The organism is Butyricimonas sp. DFI.6.44 (assembly GCF_022132345.1).
In the GTDB taxonomy this organism is placed as follows: Bacteria; Bacteroidota; Bacteroidia; order Bacteroidales; family Marinifilaceae; genus Butyricimonas; species Butyricimonas muris.
The window spans coordinates 188,785-202,020 of record NZ_JAKNJD010000002.1; the positions used below are offsets into that span (position 1 = coordinate 188,785).

At 46.1% G+C, this 13,236-nt stretch carries 10 protein-coding genes; 4 read left to right on the forward strand and 6 right to left on the reverse strand.

The genetic code is table 11. The annotated features are described in order from the left end of the window. Positions 1 to 61: 61 nt before the first annotated feature. Complete coding sequence (locus L0M98_RS04115) at positions 62 to 1,189, forward strand: metallophosphoesterase (protein WP_227215069.1); 1,128 nt, start codon at positions 62 to 64, stop codon at positions 1,187 to 1,189. A 40-nt stretch (positions 1,190 to 1,229) separates the two neighbouring features. Here L0M98_RS04115 and L0M98_RS04120 read toward each other — a convergent pair whose 3' ends face one another. The 3 genes from L0M98_RS04120 to L0M98_RS04130 form a co-directional block, all read right to left on the reverse strand. Continuing rightward, positions 1,230 to 2,879, reverse strand: coding sequence for an AMP-binding protein (locus L0M98_RS04120; RefSeq protein WP_099291966.1), 1,650 nt, complete (start codon positions 2,877 to 2,879; stop codon positions 1,230 to 1,232). Positions 2,880 to 3,071: 192 nt separating this feature from the next. After that, the gene (locus L0M98_RS04125; RefSeq protein ID WP_099291967.1) at positions 3,072 to 3,653 is read right to left on the reverse strand and encodes a DUF4251 domain-containing protein; all 582 of its coding nucleotides are present in this window, start codon (positions 3,651 to 3,653) and stop codon (positions 3,072 to 3,074) included. Positions 3,654 to 3,822: 169 nt separating this feature from the next. Further along, positions 3,823 to 5,469, reverse strand: coding sequence for an AMP-binding protein (locus L0M98_RS04130; protein ID WP_227215071.1), 1,647 nt, complete (start codon positions 5,467 to 5,469; stop codon positions 3,823 to 3,825). Positions 5,470 to 5,789: 320 nt separating this feature from the next. On the opposite strand from L0M98_RS04130, the gene L0M98_RS04135 reads away from it, so the two are divergent. The 3 genes from L0M98_RS04135 to L0M98_RS04145 all read left to right on the forward strand — a co-directional run bounded on the left by L0M98_RS04135 (position 5,790) and on the right by L0M98_RS04145 (position 9,688). Next, positions 5,790 to 6,464 (forward strand): pentapeptide repeat-containing protein, encoded by a 675-nt coding sequence (locus L0M98_RS04135; RefSeq protein ID WP_227215073.1) that lies wholly within the window; start codon positions 5,790 to 5,792, stop codon positions 6,462 to 6,464. Positions 6,465 to 6,599: 135 nt separating this feature from the next. Next, a complete protein-coding gene (locus L0M98_RS04140) occupies positions 6,600 to 7,997 on the forward strand; it encodes a glutamate decarboxylase (protein WP_099291970.1) in 1,398 nt (465 codons plus the stop codon). Between the two features lie 173 nt (positions 7,998 to 8,170). Continuing rightward, positions 8,171 to 9,688 carry a PAS domain-containing sensor histidine kinase gene (locus L0M98_RS04145; RefSeq protein WP_227215075.1) on the forward strand — a complete coding sequence of 506 codons (1,518 nt, stop codon included), beginning with the start codon at positions 8,171 to 8,173 and terminating at the stop codon, positions 9,686 to 9,688. A gap of 15 nt (positions 9,689 to 9,703) precedes the next feature. Here L0M98_RS04145 and L0M98_RS04150 read toward each other — a convergent pair whose 3' ends face one another. From L0M98_RS04150 to gadC, 3 genes are all read right to left on the reverse strand, one after another. Next, positions 9,704 to 10,381: an ion transporter gene (locus L0M98_RS04150; protein ID WP_186978563.1), complete on the reverse strand. Its 678-nt coding sequence runs from the start codon at positions 10,379 to 10,381 to the stop codon at positions 9,704 to 9,706. A gap of 142 nt (positions 10,382 to 10,523) precedes the next feature. Then, positions 10,524 to 11,486 (reverse strand): glutaminase A, encoded by a 963-nt coding sequence (glsA, locus tag L0M98_RS04155; protein ID WP_186978564.1) that lies wholly within the window; start codon positions 11,484 to 11,486, stop codon positions 10,524 to 10,526. A gap of 114 nt (positions 11,487 to 11,600) precedes the next feature. After that, the gene (gadC, locus tag L0M98_RS04160) at positions 11,601 to 13,139 is read right to left on the reverse strand and encodes a putative glutamine/gamma-aminobutyrate antiporter GadC (protein ID WP_099291973.1); all 1,539 of its coding nucleotides are present in this window, start codon (positions 13,137 to 13,139) and stop codon (positions 11,601 to 11,603) included. Positions 13,140 to 13,236: the final 97 nt, after the last annotated feature.

The window sequence follows — 13,236 nt, forward strand, 5'->3', positions numbered from 1 at the left end:
TGTATATCTTACCGGGAATTAGGGTACGGAGGATTCCCGGTAGTTTTTTAAAGCTTGAATTATGAAATGGTTTAGAGAATATATATTTTTTTTATTTTTCCTGTTATGTAGTGGGTTGTGTATTGCCCAAGATAAAGAAAAGCAGCAGGACGGGTTGTCGGTTGACGGACCTTACGTGATGTATGATTCTACCGGGGGAGTACGTGTGGTGCGGGTAGACGAACGGGGAGTTTTGCGGGATACGGTGTACGCCGACCTGCCCGCGGGGTTTACCCTTGAAGTGGTGTCCGAGAAAGGCGGGCATCGTTTTCGGGTACCGCTTCATCCGATAGAACGCCCGGCATGGAAGACGGGACAGAAGGAGAAAACGTTGATTATTTCGGATCCTCACGGTGATCTCGAAAGTTTTATTTCCGTGTTACGTAACAATGGCGTGATCGGGAAAGATTATAATTGGAAATTCGGGAAAAATCAGGTTATCATCATTGGTGATGTATTTGACCGGGGAAAAGACGTGTTGCCTATCTTCTGGCTGATCTATAAACTGGAACAGGAAGCACGTGAAGCCGGAGGGGTGATGACTTTCATGTTGGGGAATCACGAAGAAATGGTGTTGCGCAATAATCTGAAATATACCCGTGGTAAATATACGAATCTGGCGGATTCTCTTGGCATGAAGTATGCTGATTTATGGCACGGGAATAGCGAGTTGGGGCGTTGGTTGCGTTCCCGCAACCTGATGCAGATCGTGGGCAATAATCTTTTCGTGCATGCTGGGTTAAGCAAGGAGTTTACCGGTATGGGGAATAGCGTGATGGAGGTAAACGAGGAGATGGGGCGTTCTGTTTTCTTGGATAAGGAGGAGCGGAAGGTTTTGTCCGCGCTATCCGATTCTATTTATTGTGACCGGGGGCCCTTCTGGTTCCGGGGCATGGTGAAAGACGACGAAAAATACCGCCCGTCTACGCCCGCCGATGTTGATCGGATTTTATCTCGATATGGTGTAGGGCGTGTATTCGTGGGACACACGATATTTGACGACGTGACTTCTTTCTTTGACGGGAAGGTCGTTGCCGTGAACGTGAATAACCGAAAGAACCGTGAAGCGGGTAAAGGAAGGGGGATTTTGATGCAAGGTGATAAGTTGTACGTGGTGTACGACAAAGGCAAACCTCGTGAATTTGAATAAAAATATTAAGGCTGCCCATGCACGGGCAGCCTTAATATTTTTATTGATACAAGAAACGTTTTATGCTTTTCTTGGGGGTTTTCTCGAACTCCTCGTTGTATATTTTCACGTTGGTGATTTGGCTGTATGCCGGGAGTGTTTCGTTTACTTGCTTTTTATTCTCTTCCATGATGGCGGCAATCATCTCGTCCGAATTTTTGTGATCGGCGTTGATTGCCTCGAAATCCGGGTAGATTAAGGCGGTCAGTTTTCCGTCTTTTTCCACGACGATGGATTCGCAGACGTAGGGCAGGTTGTTCAATTGGTCTTCGATCTCTTCCGGGTAGATATTCTGTCCGCTGGGACCTAGAATCATGTTCTTGGAACGTCCTTTGATAAAGAGGTTGCCTTCTTCGTCAATTAACCCGAGGTCACCCGTGCGTAACCATCCGTCGGGAGTGAATGCGGCGTGTGTTGCCGATTCGTTTTTGTAATACCCGAGCATCACGTTGTCCCCCTTGGCAAGAATCTCACCGACAATATGGGCGGGATCGGGAGAATCAATTTTCAATTCCATGCGGGGTACAGCCCGTCCGCAGGAGCCTTTTTTGAAGGTTTCCCATCCCGCATAGGAGAGTATTGGGCCACATTCCGTCATCCCGTAACCCACGGTGTAGGGAAAATTGATGGAACGAAGGAATTCTTCCACTTCTTTGTTGAGTGCGGCACCCCCGATGATCAATTCCTTGAAGTTGCCCCCGAATGCATCGATCACCTTTTGACGGATGGAGTTTTTTACTTTCTTGTCAAGTAACGGCAGATTCAGCATAAGTTTGATCAGCGGCTTTTCCAAAGAAGGTAATACTTTCTTCCGGATGATTTTTTCTATAATCAGGGGAACTGAAATAATCAGGTTCGGGCGGATTGTCGAGAACGCATCCGCTATGATCTTGGGGGAAGGGGTACGTGTCAGGAAGAACACGTGTGCCCCGCTGGCAAACTCGTATATAAACTCGAAAGCTAGCCCGTACATGTGAGCCATGGGCAACATGGAGATCACTTGTTCGCCGGGCATTTTCCCGAATACGCCGAACGCGAACGCCAAGTTCGACCATAAACTGCGGTAGGGGAGCATAACTCCTTTTGAGAAACTGGTTGTTCCCGACGTGTAGTTGATGATCGCCAGTTCTTCCGGCTTGTCATACGTGTACGAAACGTCTTCCGGTCGGAACCGATCGGGATATTTCTTCCCGAACAGTTCGTTCAATCGTTCCCGCGCGTGCGTCAATGTATGGCTGCGTGATACGATTGTCGAATAATCCTCTATGGCAAGGATCCCTTCCAGCGCTTCCATGGACGCCTCGTTCAGACCTTCCCACACGACACTGCCCACGAAAAGCAAACGGGCTTCCGAGTGGTTGACGATGTTGTGGATATTATCCGGTTTAAATTCGTTAAGGATAGGAATGGCAACCGCCCCGTAAGTAAGCGTGGCGAGGAACGCGATTCCCCAGTTCGTGGAGTTTCTACCGCACAATGCGATTTTATCTCCTTTCTTGATGCCCGCGTGTTCGAACAAGATATGTAACTTCTCGATCTTACGGGCAACGTCTTTGTAGTTGCAATTTACTCCTTGGTAGTCCGTCAGTGCCGGACGTTCCCAGTTTTCCTTGATACTACTTTCAATATAATAGATAAAACTTTCTTCCATCTCTCAGGTAACTTTCAAACAAATAGCAAAGGTACGAATAAGTTTGTAAAGTCCATAAGGTTTGTAAAGTTTATAAGGTTCATAGACCCCTGCGGGACGCTTTGTCTACGGCAGCGTTTGCTACCGATAAACACTGTCCGAAGGACTCCCGTCACTTTATGAACCTTATAAACTTTATAAACCTTACAAACCTTATAGCCCCATCGCTTTTTTCTTGTCTTCAGGTATCGGGGTTAATTTGCCGCTGTAAGAGATGGATGCCCGGTTGTTGCTGGTCACGTTGACCGTGCATTTCCCGTTGCCGTATACCTCGATATAGAAATTGAAGACATCGTTATTATTGCGGACATTGAACTTGTACTCGATATAGTTCTTTTTCCGCTTGTTGATTACTTTGAACGACTCGTCTTTTATTTCGGCTTTCTCGAATTCCACGCCACCGCCTTCACCGTAAGGTACCGAATATGCCCGTCCGAAGAACGGCAGGCGTCCCGTGGCCACCGTGTCGAGCATGAATATTTGCCCTTGGTTGGTTGCCAGAGAAACATAGCCGTCACCACCGATACGTTTTTGCCCGTATTTGGAGTTGATGGTTATGCTACCGCTGCCACTAGGGTATGCCGCGTCTACTTCGATGTAGAACATCCGGCTTTTCATCAGTTTCTCGATCTTGTTCAACGCGGCCGTGTCCGCTTTTTGTTTTTTCTCTGCTACTGCGAAAAGGCAGGAGAATAAAAGTATTCCTATTGGAATGATTCTTTTCAATGTTTTCATGGTGTTACTTGTTTTGCCGAAGGCAAAGTTACATTCGCTTTCAGCGAGTTTCAGGTTTCATACGCCTTCGGCGAGTTGCATTTGCCTGTGGCAAGTTTATATTTACTTTTGCTAAGTTACGAAATATATTTGTTTTTTGCAAATGATGTTTTTGCTTTCGGCAAAACCGTTATTGATATAAAAATCTCTTTATACTTCGTTTCGGGGTTTTCTCGAACTCTTCCTCGTGGATTTGTATGCGGGCAATCTGGCTGTATGCAGGGAGTTGCTGGTTGATAGTCTTGCGTGTTTCATTGATAATCTTGTTAAGGGTTTCTTTTGTGACTTTGTTTTGTTTCATCGCTTCCGCATCGGGATAGACGAGGGCGACGAGTTTGCCTTCCCGTTCGATGACGAGTGATTCCGCCACGTAGGGTTGTGCGTTCAAGATGTCTTCAATTTCTTCCGGGTAGATATTCTGCCCGCTGGGACCGAGGATAAGGCTTTTGCTACGTCCTTTGATATAGAGATAACCGTCCGCGTCCAATACCCCCAGATCTCCGGTATGAAGCCAGCCGTCCGGGGCGAGTACGGCTTCTGTCGCTTCGGAATTGTTATAGTAACCGTCCATGACGTTTGCTCCTTTCGTGAATATTTCACCCACTTTATTAAAAGGATCATCAGAGTCAATTTTGATCTCCATCCGGTTGACGGCTTTGCCGCAAGAGGTGGGACGGAAGGTTTGCCAATGGTCGAAAGCAATTGCCGGACCACATTCCGTCATGCCGTATCCCACGGTGTAAGGGAATTTCACGGAATGGAGGAAGGCTTCCACTTCTTTATTCAATGCCGCACCGCCGACGGCGAGTAGTTTGAAACGTCCGCCGAAAGCGTCAAGTATCTGTTGTTTGATTTTATGACGGATTTTACCGCCGAGCACGGGTATTTTCAGCATCAGTTTGATATGGAAACGTTCCAATTGGGGTAATACCCGACTCTTGATGATTTTCTCGATGATCAGCGGTACTGCCACGATGAGGTGCGGACGGATGTCGGCAAAGACTTCTCCCAGAATCTTCGGGGAGGGCATCTTCTGTAAGAAATAGATATGTATGCCGCTGGCGAACGGGTAAATAAACTCGAAAGCAAGCCCGTACATGTGTGCCATGGTAAGGATGGACACGAGTTTCTCGCCGGGTGTGTATCCCATCTGGTCGAGGGCGTAGCGAAGATTCGACCACATACTGCGATAAGGTAGCATCACGCCTTTGGGGGAACTGGTTGTCCCCGAGGTATAGTTAATCATTGCCAGTTCCCCGGGACGTTCCACCCGGTAGTGTATGTCTTTTAATTGAAGACCTTCCGGGTGCTTTAACTTGAACAGTTCTTCCAAGATAAGAGCCGTTTCCCGCAAAGAGGCATTCTCCGAGGAGATAACGGAATAGTCCGCCATGGCGATTATTCCCGTGAGATTAGGCATTTGCTCGTGGTCGATGTTGTCCCACACGGATTTACCCACAAAGAGCAGGCGAGCCTCGGAGTGATTAATGATATGGTGTATGGTGTCCGGTCGGAATTCGTTCAATATGGGCACGGCTACGGCACCGTAAGTCAGCGTGGCAAGAAAGGTTATTCCCCAGTTTGAAGTATTGCGGCTGCACAAGGCGATTTTGTCACCCGGACGGATGCCGCTTCTTTCGAACAAGATATGCAATTTTTCGATCCAACGAGCCACGTCTTTATAGTTATGTTCCGCACCTTGATAATCCGTGAGAGAGGGGAGGTGCCAGTGTTCTTTTATGCTGTGTTCTATTAGTTTTAAGAAACTTTGTTCCATGACAAATCTAATTAATCGGTTAAGAATGTTATCCTTGGTTATACTGAAAATAGCACGGAAAAGTTCGAGGAGGTGATAAAGATTGCCTTCGGCAAGTTGCAGGTTACAGGTTGAATTTGCCTTCGGCAAGTTGCAAGTTGCTTTTCTAGCGTTAGGGACTGTATTCCAGCTCCTCCTCTGTTTATAGAGGAGGTGGCACGGAGTGCCGGAGGAGTTTATTGATTTTAGATTGAATGATCTTCAATTTCCCATTTTCAATTGTTATTCGTATTTTTGGAACGTGTTCCATGGAAAATAAATTTTGGTAGAACGAAGAAGTTATGGTATTAAGACAGAAGAACGGTAAAGAAAAAGGAGAAGTGAAGATAGCCCCGCCTATGGTGCAGAGCGCAAGGGAGAGTGGGGAGATGTTGGGCGAGTTATTGGCGGAAGAAGAGGTTTGTGACCGGATATTCAGGAAAGAAATTGTAGAGGGGGCGAACGCGGGAGATTTGGAAATAAATCACTGTGTGTTTAACGGGGTGACGTTCAGTGGTTGCCAGTTCCGGGGGGCGCAGGTGAGTGACGTGCGTTTCGAGAATTGTGATTTGTCGAATGTCTCTTTTTTCGAGAGTTCCTTTTATCGGGTGGAATTTGTTGCTTGCAAATTATTGGGGACGAATTTTGGGGAGTGCAGTCTAAATCACGTGCTTTTGCATCATTGTAATGCCCGGTACGTGAATTTTTCCATGGGGAAGATGAAGCAGGTGTTATTCGCCCATAGTGATATGCAGAGCGGCAGTTTCGAGCGTTGTTCTTTTTCCCCGGCGAATTTTGACACGTGCAACTTGACCGAGGCGGAGTTTTCCCGTGCCACGTTGCAGGGGATGGATTTTCGTTCTTCACAGTTGGCGGGAATCCGATTGAACCCGGAGGATTTGCGGGGAGTCGTTGTTACTTCATTGCAGGCGTTGGATTTGTCCCGTTTGTTAGGGCTTGTCGTGAAGGACGAGTAGAATCAATAAATAACAAGGGGTGTTAAATGTGGTGCGAGGCTGAAACCTTCGGGCTTTCATCACGTAATTATTAGCGACCGTCGGAAAGAACGACGATTTATTTTTCGTTATAAAATAAACTAAACTAATTAAATTATGAAGACAGAAAATCCTATCACACCGGTTTTTGGGACGGATGAAGAGGCACGAGTAGCGCCTAAGTACGAGATGCCTGAGGGAATGATGCCGGGCGAAGTGGCTTATCAAATGGTTCATGACGAGGCCATGCTTGACGGGAATTCACGTTTGAATTTGGCGACATTTGTAACCACTTGGATGGATGATTACGCCCGTAGAGTGATGACCGAGAACATGGATAAAAACATGATCGATAAGACGGAATACCCGCAGACCGCTGAAATCGAGCGTCGTTGCGTGAATATCCTTGCTAAATTATGGAACTCCCCGGAGAAACCGTATTGCACGGGTACGAGTACCGTCGGTTCTTCCGAGGCTTGTATGTTGGGTGGAATCTCTGCGTTGAAACGTTGGCAAAAAAGACGTCGGGCAAAAGGGCTTCCCACCGATAAACCGAATTTCATTATTTCAACTTGTATGCAGGTGGTATGGGAGAAATTCGCTATCTACTGGGACGTGGAGATGCGTATGGTGCCCGTGACGATGGATAAGATCACGCTTGACCCGCAGGATGTGGTGAAGATGTGTGACGAGAACACGATCTGTGTCGTGCCTATTCAAGGTGTAACGATTACCGGTTTGAATGATAACGTGAAAGAGATCAATGATGCGTTGGATAAATTGAATGCCGAGAAGGGTTGGGAAATTTGTATCCACGTGGATGCTGCCACGGGAGGTTTCATTCACCCGTTCATCGATCCCGACACGTTGTGGGATTTCCGTCTGAAATGGGTACTTTCTATCAGTACTTCCGGTCACAAATTCGGTATGGTGTATCCCGGTGTGGGCTGGGTGGTATGGAAAGACAAACAATATTTGCCCGAGGAGATGAACTTTGCAGTGAATTATCTTGGTGCCAATATCCCGAGTATTTCTATCAACTTCTCTCGTCCGGGTAATCAAGTATTGGCTCAATACTATCAATTCCTGCGTTTGGGTAAGGAGGGATACAAGAAAGTTCAACAGAACTGTATCAACGTGTGCTTGTACTTGAAAAAACAATTGCAAGACATGGGTATATTCGAGTTCTTCAGTAACGATATGCCGAACCCGTTGTTTATCTGGAAATTGAAAGAAGACAAGAAACGGAACTGGACGCTTTACGATTTATCCGACGCCCTGCATGTGGAAGGATGGCAAGTGCCTGCTTACACGATGCCGAAAGCGATGGAAGACGTGATTATCATGCGTGTCGTTGTTCGTCAAGGTACAGGTATTGACCTTGCCGATTTGTTGATGGAAGACATCAAACGTTGCGTGAAACAACTCGATACGTTGAAAGAACCGACCAACAGTGCTATTATGTGGAGCAAGAAAGAACCGCAGAAACCAAGAGTATTCAACCACTCTCGTTAATCAGGGCATTTCGATGATACTAACAAAGGGGACTTGTTACAAGTCCCCTTTGTTAGTATGTAGCGTGTAATATAAAATAACACTGTTAATTTAAATAAATCAATAGTTGGATGTTTTTTTTATATACTTTTGATAAACAGTTCATGTGAAGTTTTTTTAATGCGTTTGTTGTAATGGAAGATCATTATTCCGAAAAAGAGGGAAATGTGTTTTTGTCACAAGTTTGTGATCAGATGATCGCTAATGATGTTATTTTTAGTGCCTTATCTGTAGGCAGTATTATTTTTAATCATGACGGTGTTGTCAGACAAATGAATACCCGTGCTTTGGAGGATTTGAATTGGAAGAGGGAAGAGGTTATCGGTAAGAATCTTTTTGAAATACTAGGTGTGTTTTCGGAAATGCGGAATGTTTTGCCCGAGATTATTCATCGATTGAATCAAGGGACGAAATTTATAGAACTTGTACCTAATACCTATATTCGTGTTTTAAACGGGTGTGATAAGTTCTATATAAACGGGCAATTCCTCGGGTTAAGGGAAAATGGATATTTGTCAAAGATTATTTTTCTTTTCCGGAATTACGAGCGTGAACTGACGCAAGAATACCTGTTGAACCTTGCTTTGGCGAAAACGAAGATATTCCCTTGGTTCTTTGATTTGGAACGGAATAAAATGGTTATAGATCCCCGTTGGTTTATACACTTGGGGTATCCCGCGAGCGATTATCTATCCTCGGCGGAGTTTTCGGATATGGTGCATCCCGATGACCGGGAAACGTTACTTGGAGCCTTGGCGGGGCAAGTTGCGGGTAGCTTGAACAAGAAGCCGTATACCTACCGTTTGCATCGTGCGGATGGCACATGGGAATGGTTCGAGGCTCAGTCGGTTTACTTGGGAGAAGTGAACGGGATGCCTTACCGTATCGTGGGTGTGTGCCAAAGTATACACGAACACAAGATGATAGAGAATAACCTGATGGATGCGCGGGATAAGGCATTGGTGAGCGATAAGTTGAAGAGTGCTTTCCTCGCGAACATGAGTCACGAGATACGTACCCCGTTGAACGCTATCGTTGGTTTTTCCAATTTGTTGACCGATCCTGATGCGGGACTTGATACGGAGGAGAAGAAGGAGTATGCCAAATTAATCAATACCAATAGCGAGCAGTTGTTATTGCTGATTTCGGATATCCTCGACTTGTCGAAGATTGAGGCGAATACGATGGAATTTCATTACTCGGAACAGTCATTAAATGATTTGTTCACGGATATTTATCACGCGCAAGTGTTGAATATGCCCCCGAACGTGGAGCTTAGGATGGAGATACCGGAGAATAGTTTCTATCTGAGAACCGATCCGATGAGATTGAAACAAGTGATAAACAATTTGATTAATAATGCGATCAAATTTACCGCCGAAGGTTATATCAGTTTCGGTTATCGCATGGCGAGAAACGGGAAAGAGGTTTGCTTGTACGTTCAAGACACGGGACCGGGAATCCCGGAAGAATCCCGGAAGAAAATATTTGAACGTTTCTATAAAGCGGATTCATTCAAAGGTGGAGTTGGACTGGGGTTATCTATCAGCCAGACGATCATGAGGTACTTTGGTGGCAATATCGAATTGAATTTCGATCTGGGACAAGGAACTTGTTTCGTGGCACGGCATCCGTTGTCATGTTGTGCATGATGTGTTTTGTCCGGTTTATTGATTCCCGTTTTTTCCTTGTCTTTTGTTCTGGAACTTGGTTGTCACGTAGGCAGTGAATATGGGGAAAAAGATCATTCCGGCGGCGGCGAGGACGACGGCGAGGACTTGCCCTAGTTTCGTGACGCCAAAAATATTGGAACCCACGGTCGTTACGTTCATGAGAGCCCAATCGAACGCATCCCAGTAGGTCTTCACGGGTGGATTGACGTCATGTTCCATGTAGTAGAAGATGATACTGCAAAAGTATATTGTCGTGAATAAAATGGTCAGATAAGTGATAAGCAAATTCGTGATTTTGCTGCGGGTCATCCAACTGACGATAAGGGATACACCGTATATGCCCCGGGCAAGCGGGATAAGCCTCAAGGCGATCCATGCCGAATGGGATATATGCGTCGATAAACCGTACACGATATTCAAATAAGGAATGGACACGAGCAAGAAAAGGAAATTATCCCGGAAGAAACGAGACGTCCAACCGTTCGTGTGCCACCTCACGAAGAAATCGGCGAGGAACAGGGAACATACCCACAGGTGGAATTTTAGTATGAATGTTTCACTTAGCGCGTTATTGCCTTTTAATAATTCAATAGATGCCACCACGATGATAGCCATACTACCTATTAAAACAAGAGCATTGAGGATTTTTTCCAGAACTTTACTTCTTTCCATGATAAATGAATTTATAAGTTTGCCCGCGGCAAATTATAAGTTGTTTTTCACTTGAACATTTAAACTTGCTGAAAGCAAATGCAACTTGTAACTTGCCGTAGGCAAATTCAACTTGAAACTTAGAAATTGCCGCGGGCAATTTCTATTTTATTTCCAAATAGTCACCGCCGAATACGTTGATATTCAACTTTTGTGCGATATATTTGATAGCGGCTTGTGCTTTCACGGAGTTACCGGCTTCATCCAATGGAGGAGCGAAAGCGGCGATGCCGAAGATGCCCGGAACGACTCCAAGGACTCCACCGCCGACACCCGATTTAGCGGGGACACCACTCGTGTACAGCCAATCGCCCGTGTGCTCGTAGAATCCGACGGTGGCGATTAGAGAGGTGATTTTCGGGGCTAAAGAGGCATCGAATACCTGTTGTTTTGTTACCGGGTTCAGTCCCCCGTTAGCGATGGTACAAGCTGCGATAGACAATTGTTTTGCCGTTACTCCCATGGAACATTGACGGGTGTACAAGTCGAGAGCCATATTCGGCTCATCATATATCCGGTTGAAATTCTTCAGCAACCACGCGATAGAACGGTTATTGAAATTGGTTTCCGATTCGGACTTGTATAGTTCGTCCAGTAGTTGCAAGTCACTACCGCTCAATTCTTTCATGTTATCCGTGATGGCTTTCCATTTGGCGTCGCTATTACCGATAGGTTTCACCATACTGTCGGCGGAGATAGCCCCGGCATTTACCAACGGGGTACTCGGGTGATCGTTTTCGAGTAATATGGCCATGATGGAATTGAAAGGTAATCCCGTGGCGTCAGCCCCGATCTGGTCGAGAACGGCTTGAGCCCCGTATTGACGTAGCACGAGTATTGCCGTGTAGACCTTGGACACAGATTCTATACCGAAAACGTAGTCCGTGTCGCCAACCGTGATTACTTCTCCCGAGGGAAGACAGACGGAAATACCGAATAGGTTGGAATCAATCTTGTCTAGGAAGGGTATGTAATTCGCGTTTTTTCCTCCCTTCAAATCTTTCACTTGCGCGTGTGCCTCTTGAACTAAGTTCTTGAGGTCATTCATTGTAATTGTCTTTTTCATACCTGTAATTTATTATAGTTTATAAGGTTTGTAAAGTGGTTGGTAAGATAGTATTCTATCTCTTCCTCTATAAACAGAGGAGGAGCTGGAATACTACTTTATGGACCTTATAGACTATTTTGTTGTGTTTGTTGTTTGAGTTGTGGTTCCGGTCGTGGTTTGAGCCGTGGTTGCGGCTTGTACCGGTTGTTCTTCCCAGTGGAAAGGAGCGATCTGGGCGTTCGGGTCTTTCCATGACGGTTTACGTAGACTGTAGATGATAAACGGGGTGGCTACTACCACGATACAACCGATGATCAATACGGAGAACCAAACCGTGTTACTACCCACGTTGATCTGGGAAGGCGGGATAAAGCTCAACACGAATGCCAGCAAAGCACCGCAGAAACCGAGTCCGCCGATGATCCAAATGCCTACGTTGCTCTTTCTACCGATAGCGAAGGGACGCTCGGCTTTTTTCATCTTGTAGCGAAGTACGATAGCCCCGGAGAACATCAACAGGTACATGATGAGGTACAATAGTACGGTCAACTGTGACAGAATTTGGTAGAATGATTGCACGGAAGGCATAACCACGAACAAGAGAGCCAGAATAGTAACGACAGCCCCCTGTATGAAAAGAATGTTCTTTTGTACGCCAATTTTATTGGTTCTTTGGAAGAACGGTGGCAGATACCCGGCTTTACCCACGGTGAAGATACCTTTGGACGGACCGGCAACCCATGTCAATACTCCTGCCAGCACACCGAACATCAAAGCGATGGCGATAACGGGAGAAGCCCAACTGATGTGCAGGTATTTCAGATAACCGTCAAACCCGACAAGCAAACTCTGCGTCAAATTGATGTCTTTTGCCGGAATGATCAAACCCAAGGCGAAAGTACCGAGCACGAAGATAATAACGGTGATACCCGCGCCGATGAAGATGGCTTTCGGGTAATTCTTGGAGGCGGGTGCTTTCACGTCCATGACGTGGATACCCATCATCTCCATACCCGCGTAGAACAGGAAGATTCCCGATGCCAGTACGAGGTTGTCGAAATTGGTCAGGTCAGGGAAGAAACCTTGGCTCATGTCCATGTTGTTGTGTCCGCCCGTGGAGATGTAGATGATTCCGAAGATAATCAGTAACCCTGCCGGGATAATGGTTCCGACCATGGCACCGATTTTGGAAACTTTACCAACCCAGCCCAAACCTTTCAGGGAGATAAACGTGGCAATCCAGTAGATAGCCAACACGGTTATCAACGTGAAGAGCTTGTTTGAAGCAAGCAGAGCATCCTCTGACGTGTCCAGACCGATGTAAGCGATAGACACGGCACCGAAAGTCAGCACGGTAGGATACCATATCGTACTCTCGATCCATTGTAGGAATATGGCGAGGAATCCTACTCTTTTCCCGTAAGCTTCTCCGACCCAACGGAAAACTCCACCCTCTTTTTGGGAGAACATGGCGGCAAGTTCTGCCGCTACCAGTGCTGTTGGAACTAAGAATACGATGGCCGCGAACAAGTAGTAGAACGCGGAACTCAATCCGTAGACGGCTTCTGCCGGAAGTCCACGGAGACTCACTACCGCCGCGACGTTCATGATCGCCAAGGTCATTACGCCGAGTTTCATCGCGGTACTTTTCGTGTTTGAATTTGTTGTCATCTTAAATTAATTTAGTTTAGAATGTTATATTTAATATGATGGTTAGTTCATTTTGCTCTCTTGCATGGGATAAATACGGGAGTAGGGAAATGAAGGT

Bases quoted from the DNA above. Each gene is read 5' to 3' on its own strand.
- L0M98_RS04145 (WP_227215075.1), top strand. From the start codon at position 8,171: ATGGAAGATCATTATTCCGAAAAAGAGGGAAATGTGTTTTTGTCACAA.
- gadC (WP_099291973.1), bottom strand. From the start codon at position 13,139: ATGACAACAAATTCAAACACGAAAAGTACCGCGATGAAACTCGGCGTA.
- L0M98_RS04120 (WP_099291966.1), bottom strand. From the start codon at position 2,879: ATGGAAGAAAGTTTTATCTATTATATTGAAAGTAGTATCAAGGAAAAC.
- L0M98_RS04130 (WP_227215071.1), bottom strand. From the start codon at position 5,469: ATGGAACAAAGTTTCTTAAAACTAATAGAACACAGCATAAAAGAACAC.
- L0M98_RS04150 (WP_186978563.1), bottom strand. From the start codon at position 10,381: ATGGAAAGAAGTAAAGTTCTGGAAAAAATCCTCAATGCTCTTGTTTTA.
- L0M98_RS04135 (WP_227215073.1), top strand. From the start codon at position 5,790: ATGGTATTAAGACAGAAGAACGGTAAAGAAAAAGGAGAAGTGAAGATA.
- glsA (WP_186978564.1), bottom strand. From the start codon at position 11,486: ATGAAAAAGACAATTACAATGAATGACCTCAAGAACTTAGTTCAAGAG.
- L0M98_RS04140 (WP_099291970.1), top strand. From the start codon at position 6,600: ATGAAGACAGAAAATCCTATCACACCGGTTTTTGGGACGGATGAAGAG.
- L0M98_RS04115 (WP_227215069.1), top strand. From the start codon at position 62: ATGAAATGGTTTAGAGAATATATATTTTTTTTATTTTTCCTGTTATGT.
- L0M98_RS04125 (WP_099291967.1), bottom strand. From the start codon at position 3,653: ATGAAAACATTGAAAAGAATCATTCCAATAGGAATACTTTTATTCTCC.